The organism is Polynucleobacter sp. UB-Piko-W3 (assembly GCF_018881635.1).
Taxonomy (GTDB): domain Bacteria; phylum Pseudomonadota; class Gammaproteobacteria; order Burkholderiales; family Burkholderiaceae; genus Polynucleobacter.
Genome location: NZ_JACVPY010000002.1, coordinates 1,180,740 through 1,195,447, shown reverse-complemented (window position 1 = coordinate 1,195,447; position 14,708 = coordinate 1,180,740). Strand labels below are relative to the sequence as shown.

Genomic DNA, 14,708 nt, shown 5'->3' with positions numbered 1-14,708 from the left:
ATTAGGGCATGTTTACATATACATCTAGTCAGTTTCAAGAAATCGTCGATTTCTTGCTCAAAGAAGCCAAAAGAAGGGGGGCTTCGGATGCGGTTGCCGAGGTCTCTGAGGGGCAAGGCCTCTCCGTAACGGTCCGTAAAGGCGAGGTCGAAACGATTGAGCAAAGCTTGGATAAGCAAGTCGGAGTCACGGTATTTTTAGGACATCACCGCGGTAATGCTAGTACGAGTGATTTTTCTAAAGCATCTTTGAAGGCAACAGTAGATGCTGCTTATCACATTGCTCAGCACACTGCTGAAGATACTTGTGCTGGACCAGCTGAACGTGAACTCTTAGAAAAAAATCCACGCGACCTAGATTTATTTCATCCCTGGAATATTGATACCGCACATGCAGTAGAAATTGCCCGCATTGCAGAAGGCGCTGCATTTGCAATGAGTAAGCAAATTCAGAATAGCGATGGTGCATCTGTATCTGCACACCATGCACATTTCATGATGGGCACAAGTCACGGATTTATGGGGGGCTACCCATTTTCTCGCCACTATATTTCTTGCGCACCCATTGCAAGTGAAGGTGGTAAACAGTCAAATATGCAACGTGATGACTGGTATTCCAGTTCGCGCATACCAGAAGAGTTAGCCGACCCTGCGTGGATTGGTCAATATGCGGCGCAGCGTGCGCTATCCCGTTTGAAAGCGCGATCATTGACGACGCGCCGTTGTCCTGTCATTTTTGAGGCACCATTAGCTGCAGGGCTCTTGGGCGGATTGGTGCAGGCGGTATCAGGCGGCGCACTCTATCGCCGCACGAGCTTTTTGTTAGACAGTTTAGGTAAACAAGTCCTTCCAAAACATATCAGCCTCTTTGAAAATCCCCATCTGAAGTCGGTGACGGGTAGCGCACCATTCGATGAGGAGGGTGTGAAGACATCTCCCCGCACCGTTGTGGACAAGGGGATCTTAGAGGGATATTTTTTATCTACATACTCAGCGCGTAAATTGGGAATGAAGACTACAGGCAATGCCGGTGGCGCACATCATTTAAAACTACAAAGCAAGAAAACTCCCAAAGGCGGATTACCTGCTTTATTAAAAGAAATGGGAACAGGCCTCTTGGTGACCGAATTAATGGGGCAGGGCGTGAACTATGTCACGGGTGACTATTCACGCGGTGCTTTTGGCTATTGGGTTGAGAATGGTGAAATCCAGTACCCAGTCGAAGAGGTAACGATCGCAGGTAATTTACGCGATATGCTTTTAGATATTGCCATGATTGGGAGCGATACGTTGATCCGGGGAACTAAAGAAACTGGTTCAATTTTGATTGGCTCGATGACCGTTGGTGGTAAATAAATACTGAAGGGAAAAAGAAATGCAAAGACGTTCATTTTTAAAGAAAGCGACTATTGGTGCTGGAGTCGCCGCCATTGGCGCTCCAGCGATTGCACAAAGCTTGCCAACCCTCAATTGGCGTTTGGTATCTAGCTTTCCTAAATCCTTGGATACTTTGTATGGCGCACCTGAGGTTTTTGCCAATTCATTACGCAAGGCTACCGACGGAAAATTTAATGTCAAAATATTTGCAGCTGGCGAAGTTGTTCCTGCATTACAAGTATTAGATGCAGTTCAGAATGGCACGGTTGAATGCGGTCATACGGCTAGCTATTACTACCTTGGTAAGAACAGCGCATTTATATTTGATACTGCGGCGCCGTTTGGCATGACTGCTCGCCAGCAATCAGCATGGATGCTACATGGCAATGGTATGAAGCTAATGCGTGAGCTATATGCCAGTTACAACATTGTGAATTTCCTGGGTGGACAAACAGGCACTCAGATGGGTGGTTGGTTTCGTAAAGAAATCAAATCTCCTGAAGATCTCAAAGGCTTAAAGTTCCGTATCGCTGGATTTGCAGGTCAGGTTCTTTCAAAGTTGGGAGTAGTTCCACAGCAATTACCTGCGGGCGAAATTTATTCAGCCCTTGAAAAAGGCACGATTGATGCCGCTGAATTTGTCGGGCCTTACGATGATGAAAAATTAGGCTTAGCAAAAGTTGCCAAGAACTATTACTACCCCGCATTTTGGGAGGGCGCTGCAGGCCTATCTTTCTTGGTTAATAAGAAGCAGTGGGATTCTTTGCCGTCTGCATATCAAGCTGCTTGGGAGGCTGCCTGCTTTGAGACGCATGTGGACATGTGCGCTAAGTACGACGCTTTGAACCCGCCAGCATTACAGCGCTTACTGGAGAGTGGTGCAGTCTTACGCAAGTTCAACACCTCAGTAATGGATGCTTGTTTTAAGGCCAGTCAAGAAACGTATGCAGAAGAGTCTGCCAAGAATCCTCAGTTCAAGAAGATTTTTGATGACTATCGTGTATTCAGAAACATGGAAGCGCAATGGTTCAATGTGGCAGAGCAAGCTTTTGCGCAATATAGTTTTAATAAGAAGCTTTGAATAGTCGATCTTTACTGGAAGAGGACTGCAAAGCCCTCTTTCTTTTTTGTTAATCTTTTTTGACTTGTAAGTATTGCGTCATGCTAGATACCCTGATTAATCCAGTTATTGAATCTTTTCATGCCCATTCGCTAGCATTTTTCATCTGCGCAATTGCTAGTGTAGTTTTGGTGGGGATTTCAAAAAGTGGCTTTGGTGCTGGCTTAGGCGTACTATCGCTGCCACTTATGGCTAGTCAGGCAGGCTTGAATGAAGCTTTAGCGATATTGTTGCCACTATTGATTGCGATTGATTTGGTGGGGATACGGCGATTCTTGAAGAATGCCAATTGGCGAATTCTAAAACTCATTCTGCCAGCTGGATTCCTTGGTTTGCTCTTAGGTATGATTTTTTTTACCATCATCACACCCAAAGCTTTAACGCTGTTTGTAGGTATCTTTATTATGCTGTTTTTAATTCAGATGCTGGTGACTTCTCATTTCGATTTGAGAGAGGCTAAGCCTTACCCTTGGTTGGGCCGTCTCATGGGACTGATGTCTGGATTCACTGGTTTCTTGGCCCACAATGGCGGTCCACCGATCACCATCTTTATGTTGAGAGAGAAGTTATTACCAATGGCATATGCCTCTACCCTGGGAATATTCTTCACTTTTATTAATTTTGGCAAGCTGGGACCCTATGCTTATTTGGATCTACTCAATTTCAAACAACTGGCTACCTCAGTGATTCTTCTGCCTTGCGTACCGGTTGGCGTTTATCTCGGATTTTATCTAGCCGAAAAAATATCAACGAAATGGTATTACCGTATTGTCCAGTTCTTCCTGCTAGCAGCCAGTATTAAGTTGATCACCGATGGCCTGATATAAGTATTTATTGAGAACTTAGAACCCGTTGCAAGAAGTGTGAGATATCAATAAGCTCTTCACGGTTAACGGAGTGTTCCATTGGATACTCATTCCAATCTACTGAATACCCCATATTTTCAAGCAAAGCATGTGAGGCTTGGGCGCGGTCTAGCGCAACCACTGGATCATATTCTCCATGAGCCATAAAGATAGGCGTGTTTTGGTTTGCTAAGTGTTTTTCAATCGGCAAGCTTGCTGCTAATGGTAAATATCCTGAGAGTGCAATGATGCCAGCCAATTTATGTGGAAAGCGTAAGCCAGTTTGTAAGACCATTGCACAGCCTTGTGAGAAGCCAGCCAAAACAATATTGTTATAAGCAATGCCACGGTTTGCCTCACGCTCGATTAATTGAACAATAGATGCAGCTGATTTTTGAATACCAACAGCATCTTCTTGATCCATCAAGCTGCGCCCAATGATGTCATACCAAGCAGGCATGACATAACCACCATTTAAAGTGACTGGCATGCTTGGTGCACTCGGAAAGACAAAGCGAATACCACGGCAACCAGCAAGATTGAGATCAGGAATGATGGGAACGAAATCATTGCCGTCAGCCCCAAGGCCATGCAGCCAAATGACGGCAGCCGTTGGATTTGGGGTAGTTTCCAGTTCAATACAAGGTAGTAATTCCATGGGGGCTCCAGTTAGCATGGGAGTTTCTGATCATTCATTTTAATGGGGTTCCTCAAAACAGCCCTTGGGTAGTCAATTCAGGCTATTGAGGTGTAAGATGATTTCATCAGTTGTAAGCGCCCTGGAGGCTACAGATGAAATCCTTCTATATTGATTACAAGCCGACAAGGTCGATTCAATGAAACACTATCCGATTGCCCTTGAGTTAACGGTTTGGTTTGATCTTGGCTTAAATCAATATGAGGTCGTGATTGATAGCGACTCTAAGATTTCCATTAAGAGAACAGACGATGTCTTGCACAGCAGGGAGCTCACCGAGACTGAGGTGGCGATGCTGGTTAATGCAATTGAAGCAATTAAAGTGCCCATCACTGAGGATCTGCAGTCCAAGTCTATTAACAAAGCTACCTCAAGCTATGAGCTGATTATTGAGTCTGCCCATTTCTCATTAGAATTTAATTGGGAAAATCTGGATGTAGAGGCTAGTAGTTCAAGCGTTTTTGAGTCTGTGCTTAAGCTTGCCAGCTTGATTCAGAGTTTAGATTTAGATCACTAACCCGTTTAGCTTTCTACAACTACAAATTCGCCGAGAGAGACTTTTTCCCTGAATTGAGAAAAAGAAAATCGTGCCTTGATCTTCTTCGTATTCATTAGCTCAATCTTTCCCTCAGGGGTGAGGTTGGCAAGATACTCCCCTTCCGGAAAGAGGGCTTCAGGAACGCTTGCTGTCTCCGGAATTTGAGTATGGAGTACGAGGTTTTTAGTAATTTTGATACGCATGCCCCATATTAAGTTACAAAAATTAGCGTTAATTACGGGGCTGCACAATTTCGGCGATCAGATGCACCATTTCTGGGTTTTAATATCAATGCCAGAAGAGGTGATTAGAAGGGGTTAAGATTACATATTCCCTCGAAATTACGAGTCCAGCAATCCAATTGACAGTTGAGTACAAAGATATGAGTAATTTAGCTCTGCAGTTTGAAAAAGCCTACATTAATGGCCAATGGGTTGAGGCTGATAATCAGTCCACCATTTCTGTGAACAATCCCGCTACTGGTGCATTAATTGGTACGGTCCCCAATATGGGAGTAGCTGAAACCCGCAGAGCAATTGAAGCCGCGCAAAAGGCTTTACCTGCTTGGCGGGCTAAAACTGCGAAAGAGCGTGCCAAAATCTTGCGCAATTGGTTTGAGCTCATTATGAAGAACCAAGAGGCACTCGCTCAATTGATGACGGCCGAGCAAGGAAAGCCCTTGGCGGAGAGTAGGGGCGAGATTGCTTATGGCGGCTCTTTTATTGAATGGTTTGGTGAGGAAGCAAAGCGCTTGTACGGCGAAACGATTCCTGGCCATGCTACTGATAAAAGATTGATTGTGATTAAGCAGGCGATTGGTGTTTGTGCTGCGATTACTCCTTGGAATTTTCCATCGGCGATGATCACTCGTAAAGCGGGGCCAGCTTTAGCAGCTGGCTGCACAATTGTTTTAAAGCCTGCAAGTCAGACGCCGTTTAGTGCCTTAGCGTTATGCCAATTAGCAGAAGAGGCGGGCATTCCGCCGGGTGTCTTTTCTTGTGTAACAGGTTCCGCAACAGCCATTGGCGGTGAGCTTTCATCAAATCCCATTGTCAAAAAACTCAGCTTTACTGGCTCAACTGAAATCGGCAAGTTGTTATTAGCGCAATGCGCAACAACAGTGAAGAAGGTTTCGATGGAGTTGGGTGGTAATGCGCCATTTATTGTCTTTGATGATGCTGATATTGACGCAGCTGTGAAAGGCGCAATTATTTCTAAATACAGAAATGCAGGTCAAACTTGTGTCTGTGCCAATCGCATCATGGTGCAAGACTCTATCTATGACACATTTGTTGAAAAATTTACTAAAGCAGTGGGCGGTTTGAAGGTTGGCAGTGGTGCTGACGCTAACACTGTGATCGGCCCATTGATTGATGACAAAGCCCTTGCCAAGGTGGAAGAGCAAGTTAATGATGCGGTGACAAAAGGTGGCAAAGTACTCATTGGCGGCAAGCGCCATGCCTTAGGCGGCTCTTTCTATGAGCCTACGGTGGTTTCTGGTGCTACTAAAGATATGCTGGCTTTCAGAGAAGAAACCTTTGGTCCATTTGCGCCGATATTTAAGTTCTCCACTGAGGCTGAGGCAATTGCAATGGCTAACGATACTCCGTTCGGTTTAGCTTCTTATTTCTATAGTCAAAATATCGGTCGTATCTGGCGCGTAGCAGAAGCTCTGGAGTACGGCATGGTTGGTATTAATGAGGGGATTATTTCGAATGAGACTGCTCCTTTTGGAGGCGTGAAGGAAAGCGGTCTAGGTCGCGAAGGATCGCAGCACGGCATTGAAGATTATCTGGAGATGAAATACCTTTGCATGGGCGGCATTTAGGTAACGGAATAAAAAAACCAAATGAATAGAAGAGTTTAAAAATGCAGTCTTTAACTGTAGAAGAAGCAATCACCTCACGAAAGTCCGTGCGAGCATTTACCAAAGAGATGGTTCCAAAAGACACCATTGCAAAGCTCTTAAATATTGCCTCTAGGGCACCATCTGGCACGAATACCCAACCCTGGAAAGTCTACGTATTAGAGGGTAAAGTGCTTGAAGATCTTTGTACCAAGGTATGCGACGCTTATGACAGCATTGCTGCTAATCCTGAATTAGCCAAAGAATATCAGGCTGGCTACACCTACTATCCCACTAAATGGTTTAGTCCATACATTGATCGACGTCGCGAAAATGGCTGGAGCTTGTATGGTCTTCTGGGTATCACCAAGGGTGATAAAGACAAAATGCATGTGCAGCATCGCAAGAACTTTCAGGCTTTTGGGGCACCCGTATGTCTGTTCTTCACCATTGATAAGGAATTGGGTAAAGGCTCTATGCTCGACTACGGCATGTTCTTGCAAAACTTGATGGTGGCAGCAAGAGGTGAGGGCTTAGATACCTGTCCGCAAGCAGCCTGGAATGATTACTCCAAAATTATTCTGCCTATGATTGGAGCGCAAGATAATGAGATGTTGGTCTGTGGCATGGCGCTAGGCTATGTCGATAAGGCGGATATTGTGAACACCTTTCATACGCCCAGAGTCAGCTCAGAAGAATTTACTACTTGGCTTAGTTAAGACTCGCCCTTATCTCAGCAGAGCGATCCCAAAGATTGGGAACTTGCTGAGAAGAGTAACCAGAAACAAATTTCTTTGGCTTGCCAGTAATGGGATCATAGGTATGCCGTTTGACTGCGCCAATATTGGCGCCATACACATGAATACTGATTGATGTTTTATCAGGGATAGCATTGCTCACCACATGAATATCACCGACAGCAGGGCCAACCACCTCAATATCGCCCTGGCGAAGAACTGTTTGGGGGCCATCCATCTCTAACTCGCCTGATGGCAGTCTCTTATAGTGCTGACCTTGTTCCATTCCTCTGAGCATGCCAATTAAGCCCCAGATGCAGTGATCATGGATTGGCGTTTTTTGACCGGGGCCCCATACAAAGCTCACTACTGAAAATCTACCCAAGGGATCTGCGTGAAGCAAAAACTGCTGATAAAACTCAGGGTGTGGAATAGTACAAAATTCTGGAAGCCATGAATCTGATTGAATCAGTGTTTTGAGTAATTCAGAGCCCTTGGTAATGAGTTCTTGCTCTACTGACTCATGAGAGACCAAGTTCGTCATTCCAATGACAAATTCACGCAGGGGTGCGATGCTATCTAGTTGATTATTCATATATTGAGCAGTCTGGAAGCATTGCCTCCAAGAATACCTATGCGATCAGCATTACTTAAGCCTTTGGTGGCCATAACACGCTCTACAGGAAATTCCTCCCAAGGTATGGGGTGATCTGTTCCTATAACAACTTGACTTGCGCCAACCTGTGAGACTAAATAAGCTAGCGCCTCTGGAGTGAAAACCAGTGAGTCAAAATATAGTTGCTTAAGGTATTCAGATGGCTTCTTCTGAAGAACTATCTTAGGGTCACAATTTTGTGGCGAGACAAAGCAGCTGTGATCCATACGAGGAGCATAAGATCCTAGAAAGCCTCCGCCATGAGCAGCCAATACTTTTAATCGGGGATATTTATCGAGTACACCCTCGTAAATAAGATGTTGTAGTGCGATGGTGGTATCAAGGGGGTTGCCAATGACGTTAGACATCCAACCATTACCTTTAAAGCGCTGAGCAAGTTGCGGCGTACTTTGAGGGTGAATAAATAGGGGCACATTAAGCTCTTGAGCCTTTGCCAATATCGGATGAAATTTGGGGTCTGAGAAATCCTGTCCTAGAACGCTCCCACCGATGGCAGCGCCCCGCAGCCCCTGATTTTTTACCGCATATACTAATTGCTCAACAGCTAAATCTGGATGCTGCATTGTTAGCGAAGCAAAGGCGGCAAACTTATCCGGCCTCATTGCGCATAGCTCAGCCAAATGAAAATTGTTGAGACGACATATTTCAGCAGCGGTATCTTTATCTTGGCGATACCAGTACGGATTAATACTCAGCACTTGCATATCAATGCCCTGGGCTTCCATGGCCTTAATGCGCTCATTGATTTTGATGAAATGCTCAGGAAGTCCCTTGGTTGGGGGAGGAACCGATTTAGCCTCATCTCCCATTAAATCAATAGCGTCTTGGAAAAGGCAGTGGGCATGTACATCAATTGTCTTAATGCGCTTCCCGTTAATAAATACCGGAGTGATTCTTTTTGGCGTCCCATCTTTTAGGTCGGCCGAGTGGGCTAATCCACAACCGCAGAAAAATAATCCACCCAGCGCTTTGCCAGTTTCTTTTAAAAATGAGCGGCGATTATGCATAGATAGCTCTAGCCTTTATTTTGATTGTATGACATTCATGCCACTATTTTTGATGGGCCCTACTGCAATGGGCGAGCTTAAATATTCAATTAACTTTTTAGCCCCTTCTAAGTTCGATGCATTTGTAGTGATTGCGGCAGCAAAAGTTTGAATGAGTTGAAGGCTATCAGGTATTGGGCCCACATAATCAATACCCGCTACATTGATGAGTTCGCTGCTGGGTTGGAGGGCAATATTCGCTTCGCGATTAGCCAGCAATGTTGTAGCTTGTGCACCTCGCTCAGTTATTTGTACTGAAATTTGATCACTGATACCAAGTTTAGGAAAAATTTCTTTAGTTAAGTAAATGCCACTAGTACTGCCTGGAACAACTATTTTTTTTGCCTTGACAAGTGCATCCACAAAAGCTTTGGTAGACAAGATATCGGGTTTTGCATTTCCTGCTGGGACGGCTAAACCTATAGGGACCTGTGCTAAATCAACATCTGAATTTGGAAGAATTTTATTCATTGCAATGAGCTCAGTAAGTCCTTCACGTGAAAGAATTACTACGTCTGCTGTTGTACCAGTGAGTAGTTGGGCTTTGATGGTCTTAGGACCAGAGCCTTGAGATGCCCCAGATTTTGTAATCACCTTAATGCCAGTCGTCCTTTCAAAGGAAGGTAGCATTTGTGTGTAGGGCCCCTGAAAACCACCCGAGATCATGACTTCGAGTTGGGCTATTGCAGGAGTACTCAGCGTTAAAAAGAGCGCGTAGGCAAAAAGATATTTCAAGAGATGAACCAATTTATTTTGATTTCATAAATTTTTGAGCCCGCTTTCCGGTGTCAACTTCTGTAGTGTATACACTGCCTTCAGAATCAACTGCGATATTGTGAACCCAGTGAAAGTCTCCTGCATTTCTACCGCTTCTACCAAAAGATCCTACTTTTTGGCCGGTGTCACGTACTAGCACGGTGACCTCATTATTAGTGCCATCCGCAATCAAAATATACTTTTCACTTGCATCCGAAGGGATGAGATCCCAAACCGATCCCGAACCACGAGTTTCAGTTTCAAAAGCCATTTCACGTATAAATTTTCCATTTTTTTCAAACACTTGAATACGGTTATTTGCTCTATCGCAAACAAATAAGGTGTTGTCCTTCATGAGACGAACACAATGAACTGGATTAGCAAATTGCATTGACGTCGGATTAAAATTCGGCATCTTTTCATCGCTAGGAGCATTTCCGTATGCACCCCAATGACGCTTATAGACTCCGGTGTTGGAATCAAAAACAATGACACGTTTATTTAAGTAGCCATCGGCAATATAAACTTCGTTTGCAATAGGGTCGACATTCATGTGAGCAGGACGGCCAAGCTGAGTCGTATCGTTGCTACCAAGACTTGCGCCAGGAGACCCAATTTGCAGAAGAAATTTTCCTTGTTTAGTAAATTTTAGAATCATATGGTCAGTTTGATCGTTCCCACCAACCCAAACATTACCGTTAGGGTCGATATAAATTCCATGTTCATTTTTAGGCCAGTTATAACCATTGCCAGCACCGCCCCATGCTTGTAATAAATTCCCGTTTTTATCAAACTCAAGAACAGGTGGAGCAGGGATGCAGCATTTTGATCTTTTGGGATTTAGCGTGGCACCTTTTTCATCGTCTGTAATAGTAAGTGGTCGATGAATGATCCAAATATGATCATTTTTATCGGTGGCTACCCCTGCCACTTGACCTAATATCCAATTATTGGGTAATGCTTTTGGCCAAGAAGCATCAACTTTATATTGTGGCGCCTTGGTGGTCGATTGGTTCTGTGAAAATGCGCTGCAACTAAGCGTTAGCAATACGATGAAGAATCCATGTTGAATCATTTTTATCACAATATGCTCCCTAACGGCTTGCTGGTTTTGAATTTAGCGACTGTGCTTCACTCTTTAATGGCGTGACCTTGTCTGGATCAAATCGGATCATCAGATAGTTGATGTGATCTGTAATTTCAGCAAACCAATGTCTCGCTCCTTGGGAGCTTACTCTTAAATATTTACTTAGAAATAGAAGTTTCGGGTTATCCCTTAGGATGGTTTACTAGGCGGCATATGCGATCTTCTCTCAGAAAGATGAGCTAATGCCCGGCTTCAGAAGAGTCGGGTGCTATCACTGTAAGATAGAGTCCGCTATCGTTTATTTTCTTTTGGTAAATCATGAATAAAACAATCTTAACTTGTGCAGTAACAGGTAATCTCACCAAACCTGAGATGACGCCTTATTTGCCAATTACTCCTGCTCAAATTGCGGAATCTTGCTTAGGTGCAGCTGATGCCGGGGCCGCCGTAGTACATATTCATGTGCGCGATCCTGATACGGGCAAGCCATCAATGGATATAGGTCATTACGCTGAGGTGATGCGTTTAATTAAGGCGAAAAATAAAGAGCTGATCATTAACTTAACTACCGGGCCTGGCGGTAGATATATTCCGAGTGAAGATGATCCTAAGGTATTTGCACCAGGGACTACTTTGTGCCATCCGCTGAAAAGGGTAGAGCATGTTGCCCAGTTAAAACCAGATATTTGCTCCTTAGATTTAAATACTATGAATTCAGGTGCTGATGTTGTAATGAATACGCCCTCTAACGTTCGTAAGATGGCTAAGGTGATTCGTGATTCAGGAGTCATGCCTGAATTAGAGATCTTTGATACTGGCGATCTTAATCTAGCAAAAGATCTATTGCAGGACGGTACGATTGATGGCCCAGGACTTTTCACTTTCGTGATGGGCGTGAAGTATGGCCTAAATACCGATCCAGCTACTTTGTTATATATGCGTGATCAACTACCTCAGGGCGCCAATTGGGCCGCCTTTGGTATTAGTCGGGCAGAGTATCCAATCGTTGCTCAAGCTTGGTTATATGGCGGCCATGTGCGCGTTGGCATGGAAGACAATATTTATCTCAGCAAAGGCGTACTTTGCAAAACCAATGCTGAGTTAGTCCTCAAAGCTAAAGCGCTCATCGAAAGCATGGGCGGCGAGTTAGCTTCTTCTAGTGAAGCACGTGCGATGCTGGGCTTAAGACCTGCGCAGTAAATGACTCTGTGATTTACTCGCGTGGGATCTTTGCCTGAACGGCAACGTCTTCCCATTTTTTCTTTTCAGCAGCCACAAATAGATCAGTGTTCGCGGGGGTATCACCAATTCCCCAGCCACCCAAATCTTTCCACTTCGCTTTGGTTTCAGGCGAATTTAAAACCTTTTTCAGCGCAGCATAAATTTTATCTACTGCTGGCTGTGGCGTTTTAGCTGGCACGAATAATCCAAACCAAGCAATCACTTCAAAGTTTGGATAGCCTGCTTCTTGCATGGTGGGTACATCTGGTAAATCAGGGTTACGGGTTTTACTAGTGACTGCTAAGGCGCGTAGTTTGCCGTTGCGAATATGTTCTATAGAGCTCGGCAAATTATCAACCATCATCGTCACTTGCCCAGCTAGCAAGTCAATGAGAGCAGGGCCTGCACCTTTGTAAGGTACGTGGACGATATCAATACCAGACATATTTTTAAATAATTCACCTGACATGTGAATGGACTGTCCTCTGCCAGAAGATGCGAATGAATACTTACCTGGGTTTGCTTTAGCCAATGCTACGAAGTCAGCCACGGTCTTGACTGGTAGGGCAGAGTTCACCACCATGACATTAGGGGTTGCTAAAACAACGCTGATAGCCCTCATGTCTTCTGATTTGTACGGCAGGCTTTTATATAGGGCGTAGTTAATAGCATTTGTACCAATGTTGCCCATCGCCATGGTGTAGCCATCTGCTGGACTAGCGATTAATGCTTGCAGAGCAATAATTCCTGCTGCCCCCGCTTTATTTTCAACTAACACTGATTGCCCTAATTCTCTTCCGAGCTGATCTGCAAGTGCCCTAGATGCGATATCAGTCGTTCCTCCAGGAGCGGCAGTGACAATAATTTTGAGGGGCTTGGATGGGAAGACATCAGCTGCATGGCTTAAAGATGTCAAGGCAGTCATGCTCAGTAGAATGCCTGCAAATCTTTTGAAATGAGTTTGATAGTTCACTTTAGTCCCCTTAATAATTCACAGTAATTTATCAGACCATTATAGGGGTGGCAATATTGACAACTATTCTGATACAGGGCAAATGAATTAGTAAAAGCCCTAGGTTTTCAGGATAAATTGGCCTAAAACTCTTGATTGCGTGAGTTATGATTTCTGTATTAGTTGGGCAGGATTTTTATAAGGTACAGAAATGCAATTTGACTTCCACTCAACACAGTCCATCATCGTAGAACGGGGTGGGTCTGCTCATTTAGCCAAGCGGATTATTGAGCGTGGTGGTAAATCAGTACTCATTGTTACTGATCCTGGCGTCTTATCAGCGGGATTGTTAAATAAGGCGCTGTCTCAATTCAAAGAATTGGCACTTTCTCTAAAAGTATTTTCAGATGTTCAGGCTGATCCACCGGTTTCTGTGATTGATAGCGCTGTAAAGCTTGCTCAAGAATGTAAAGCAGATTTCATTGTTGGATTCGGCGGTGGCAGTTCAATGGATGTTGCTAAATTGGTGGCACTCTTGGCGCCAGGAAAAGAAAAGTTAGCCGATGTATATGGCATCGGCATGGCTAAAGGTCCGCGACTACCTCTGATCTTAGTTCCTACTACTGCAGGAACGGGCTCTGAAGTCACCACTATCTCTATTGTCACAGTGAGCGAGAGTGAGAAAAAAGGCGTTGTCTCCCCTAAACTCTTGCCTGATGTGGCACTGTTAGATGCTGAACTGACTTTAGGCTTACCCCCACACATCACAGCAGCAACTGGTATTGATGCCATGGTGCATGCCATTGAGGCATTTACAACAAAGCGTTTAAAAAATCCGGTTTCTGATTGTTTGGCCAAAGAAGCACTCAGATTATTGGCTGGCAATCTTCATGCTGCGGTCAATGTGGGTGATGACATCGTCGTTCGTGAAAATATGCTCTTAGGTGCTTGTCTTGCGGGCATGGCATTTACGAATGCGCCAGTAGCTGGAGTGCATGCTTTGGCCTACCCCATTGGTGCCAGATTTCATGTATCTCATGGCCTATCCAATGCTTTGATGTTAGGCCCTGTGATGCGCTTTAATATCGCGCAGGCGCATGTTATGTACGCTCAGCTTGGACAAATCATCAAGCCAGGCTTGCAAGGATCCACCACAGAGCAAGCATCTCAACTAGCAGATTATTTAGGTGGGCTCGTCGGTAGTTTGGGGCTGCCCAAGCGATTATTAGAAGTGGGGATTACCTCGAATGATATTGACCAATTGGCAAGTGATGCCATGCTCCAGACTCGCCTGCTGCAAAATAGTCCCCGTGAGATCGCCTTAACTGATGCTAATGCTCTTTACAGAGAGGCCTTATGAGTCATCAAAAATCCCCACCGCCAACTCGCGCAGATTTTGTAGCGTTTGAAGAAGTTCATTCGAGGTGGAATGACAACGATGTGTATGGTCATATTAATAATGCGGTGTACTACTCATTCTTCGATACAGCAGTCAATCGTTATTTGATTGAGCATGATGTTTTAGATCTCCAAAATAGCAAAGAAATAGGCTTGGTTGTTGAAACCCAATGCCAATACTTTGCCCCAATTGTTTATCCTGATTTAATTCATGTGGGATTGAAAGTCACTCACTTAGGTAATAGCAGCGCTAGATATGAGGTTGCTATCTTTAAAAATCATGAGGATGTTGCTTGTGCAGTAGGTTACTTTGTGCACGTGTATGTAGATCGATTGAGCAATCAATCCACACCGATTCCGCAGAAGGTACGTGAAGTATTGCAGGGGCTTTTAAAAGATAGCTGAGTTGTTCA

The 14,708-nt window shown here is 44.5% G+C and carries 16 protein-coding genes; 9 read left to right on the top strand and 7 right to left on the bottom strand.

The features are described from left to right. Positions 1 to 8: 8 nt before the first annotated feature. The 3 genes from pmbA (at position 9) to ICN31_RS06410 (ending at position 3,323) form a co-directional block, all read left to right on the top strand. Positions 9 to 1,355: a metalloprotease PmbA gene (gene pmbA / locus ICN31_RS06420; protein WP_216259714.1), complete on the top strand. Its 1,347-nt coding sequence runs from the start codon at positions 9 to 11 to the stop codon at positions 1,353 to 1,355. Positions 1,356 to 1,374: 19 nt separating this feature from the next. Continuing rightward, complete coding sequence (locus tag ICN31_RS06415) at positions 1,375 to 2,457, top strand: TRAP transporter substrate-binding protein (protein ID WP_216259712.1); 1,083 nt, start codon at positions 1,375 to 1,377, stop codon at positions 2,455 to 2,457. 80 nt (positions 2,458 to 2,537) lie between these two features. Next, on the top strand, positions 2,538 to 3,323 hold the full coding sequence (locus ICN31_RS06410; RefSeq protein WP_216259710.1) for a sulfite exporter TauE/SafE family protein: 786 nt from the start codon (positions 2,538 to 2,540) through the stop codon (positions 3,321 to 3,323). Between the two features lie 4 nt (positions 3,324 to 3,327). Here the strand turns inward: ICN31_RS06410 and ICN31_RS06405 are convergent, their stop codons facing one another. Continuing rightward, complete coding sequence (locus ICN31_RS06405; RefSeq protein ID WP_216259708.1) at positions 3,328 to 3,999, bottom strand: alpha/beta hydrolase; 672 nt, start codon at positions 3,997 to 3,999, stop codon at positions 3,328 to 3,330. A 178-nt stretch (positions 4,000 to 4,177) separates the two neighbouring features. Between ICN31_RS06405 and ICN31_RS06400 the strand changes: the two genes are divergently transcribed. Then, positions 4,178 to 4,555: a hypothetical protein gene (locus tag ICN31_RS06400; protein WP_216259706.1), complete on the top strand. Its 378-nt coding sequence runs from the start codon at positions 4,178 to 4,180 to the stop codon at positions 4,553 to 4,555. Between the two features lie 5 nt (positions 4,556 to 4,560). Here ICN31_RS06400 and ICN31_RS06395 read toward each other — a convergent pair whose 3' ends face one another. Beyond that, complete coding sequence (locus tag ICN31_RS06395; RefSeq protein WP_216259704.1) at positions 4,561 to 4,779, bottom strand: hypothetical protein; 219 nt, start codon at positions 4,777 to 4,779, stop codon at positions 4,561 to 4,563. A 179-nt stretch (positions 4,780 to 4,958) separates the two neighbouring features. On the opposite strand from ICN31_RS06395, the gene ICN31_RS06390 reads away from it, so the two are divergent. Together ICN31_RS06390 and ICN31_RS06385 are read left to right on the top strand one after the other, a co-directional pair. After that, the gene (locus ICN31_RS06390; protein WP_216259702.1) at positions 4,959 to 6,404 is read left to right on the top strand and encodes an NAD-dependent succinate-semialdehyde dehydrogenase; all 1,446 of its coding nucleotides are present in this window, start codon (positions 4,959 to 4,961) and stop codon (positions 6,402 to 6,404) included. A gap of 41 nt (positions 6,405 to 6,445) precedes the next feature. Then, positions 6,446 to 7,141, top strand: a complete 696-nt coding sequence (locus ICN31_RS06385) for a nitroreductase (RefSeq protein ID WP_216259700.1) — start codon at positions 6,446 to 6,448, stop codon at positions 7,139 to 7,141. On the opposite strand, the gene ICN31_RS06380 is transcribed toward ICN31_RS06385, so the two are convergent. The 4 genes from ICN31_RS06380 to ICN31_RS06365 are packed head-to-tail and all read right to left on the bottom strand — an operon-like array spanning position 7,134 to position 10,712. Further along, the gene (locus ICN31_RS06380) at positions 7,134 to 7,754 is read right to left on the bottom strand and encodes a cysteine dioxygenase (protein WP_088524849.1); all 621 of its coding nucleotides are present in this window, start codon (positions 7,752 to 7,754) and stop codon (positions 7,134 to 7,136) included. The two genes, ICN31_RS06385 and ICN31_RS06380, sit on opposite strands and share 8 nt — an antisense overlap. Continuing rightward, the gene (locus ICN31_RS06375) at positions 7,751 to 8,842 is read right to left on the bottom strand and encodes an amidohydrolase family protein (protein ID WP_216259692.1); all 1,092 of its coding nucleotides are present in this window, start codon (positions 8,840 to 8,842) and stop codon (positions 7,751 to 7,753) included. Before ICN31_RS06375 ends, ICN31_RS06380 begins: the two co-directional genes overlap by 4 nt. 15 nt (positions 8,843 to 8,857) lie before the next feature. After that, complete coding sequence (locus ICN31_RS06370) at positions 8,858 to 9,616, bottom strand: substrate-binding domain-containing protein (RefSeq protein WP_133062478.1); 759 nt, start codon at positions 9,614 to 9,616, stop codon at positions 8,858 to 8,860. 13 nt (positions 9,617 to 9,629) lie between these two features. Next, a complete protein-coding gene (locus tag ICN31_RS06365; RefSeq protein WP_255530981.1) occupies positions 9,630 to 10,712 on the bottom strand; it encodes a two-component regulator propeller domain-containing protein in 1,083 nt (360 codons plus the stop codon). Positions 10,713 to 11,042: 330 nt separating this feature from the next. Here ICN31_RS06365 and ICN31_RS06360 point away from each other — a divergent pair, with 330 nt between their 5' ends. Beyond that, complete coding sequence (locus ICN31_RS06360; protein WP_088524846.1) at positions 11,043 to 11,924, top strand: 3-keto-5-aminohexanoate cleavage protein; 882 nt, start codon at positions 11,043 to 11,045, stop codon at positions 11,922 to 11,924. A gap of 13 nt (positions 11,925 to 11,937) precedes the next feature. Here the strand turns inward: ICN31_RS06360 and ICN31_RS06355 are convergent, their stop codons facing one another. After that, positions 11,938 to 12,870: a tripartite tricarboxylate transporter substrate binding protein gene (locus ICN31_RS06355; RefSeq protein WP_216260807.1), complete on the bottom strand. Its 933-nt coding sequence runs from the start codon at positions 12,868 to 12,870 to the stop codon at positions 11,938 to 11,940. A gap of 238 nt (positions 12,871 to 13,108) precedes the next feature. Between ICN31_RS06355 and ICN31_RS06350 the strand changes: the two genes are divergently transcribed. Further along, positions 13,109 to 14,257, top strand: a complete 1,149-nt coding sequence (locus ICN31_RS06350; protein ID WP_216259688.1) for an iron-containing alcohol dehydrogenase — start codon at positions 13,109 to 13,111, stop codon at positions 14,255 to 14,257. Then, on the top strand, positions 14,254 to 14,700 hold the full coding sequence (locus tag ICN31_RS06345) for a thioesterase family protein (protein WP_216259685.1): 447 nt from the start codon (positions 14,254 to 14,256) through the stop codon (positions 14,698 to 14,700). The genes ICN31_RS06350 and ICN31_RS06345 overlap by 4 nt, the downstream gene beginning before the upstream one ends. The last annotated feature ends 8 nt before the right edge of the window (positions 14,701 to 14,708 follow it).

Coding starts and splice junctions, on each gene's coding strand:
- ICN31_RS06380 (WP_088524849.1), bottom strand. CDS start 7,754: ATGAATAATCAACTAGATAGCATCGCACCCCTGCGTGAATTTGTCATT.
- ICN31_RS06415 (WP_216259712.1), top strand. CDS start 1,375: ATGCAAAGACGTTCATTTTTAAAGAAAGCGACTATTGGTGCTGGAGTC.
- pmbA (WP_216259714.1), top strand. CDS start 9: ATGTTTACATATACATCTAGTCAGTTTCAAGAAATCGTCGATTTCTTG.
- ICN31_RS06375 (WP_216259692.1), bottom strand. CDS start 8,842: ATGCATAATCGCCGCTCATTTTTAAAAGAAACTGGCAAAGCGCTGGGT.
- ICN31_RS06355 (WP_216260807.1), bottom strand. CDS start 12,870: ATGACTGCCTTGACATCTTTAAGCCATGCAGCTGATGTCTTCCCATCC.
- ICN31_RS06360 (WP_088524846.1), top strand. CDS start 11,043: ATGAATAAAACAATCTTAACTTGTGCAGTAACAGGTAATCTCACCAAA.
- ICN31_RS06410 (WP_216259710.1), top strand. CDS start 2,538: ATGCTAGATACCCTGATTAATCCAGTTATTGAATCTTTTCATGCCCAT.
- ICN31_RS06350 (WP_216259688.1), top strand. CDS start 13,109: ATGCAATTTGACTTCCACTCAACACAGTCCATCATCGTAGAACGGGGT.
- ICN31_RS06345 (WP_216259685.1), top strand. CDS start 14,254: ATGAGTCATCAAAAATCCCCACCGCCAACTCGCGCAGATTTTGTAGCG.
- ICN31_RS06385 (WP_216259700.1), top strand. CDS start 6,446: ATGCAGTCTTTAACTGTAGAAGAAGCAATCACCTCACGAAAGTCCGTG.
- ICN31_RS06400 (WP_216259706.1), top strand. CDS start 4,178: ATGAAACACTATCCGATTGCCCTTGAGTTAACGGTTTGGTTTGATCTT.
- ICN31_RS06365 (WP_255530981.1), bottom strand. CDS start 10,712: ATGATTCAACATGGATTCTTCATCGTATTGCTAACGCTTAGTTGCAGC.
- ICN31_RS06405 (WP_216259708.1), bottom strand. CDS start 3,999: ATGGAATTACTACCTTGTATTGAACTGGAAACTACCCCAAATCCAACG.
- ICN31_RS06395 (WP_216259704.1), bottom strand. CDS start 4,779: ATGCGTATCAAAATTACTAAAAACCTCGTACTCCATACTCAAATTCCG.
- ICN31_RS06390 (WP_216259702.1), top strand. CDS start 4,959: ATGAGTAATTTAGCTCTGCAGTTTGAAAAAGCCTACATTAATGGCCAA.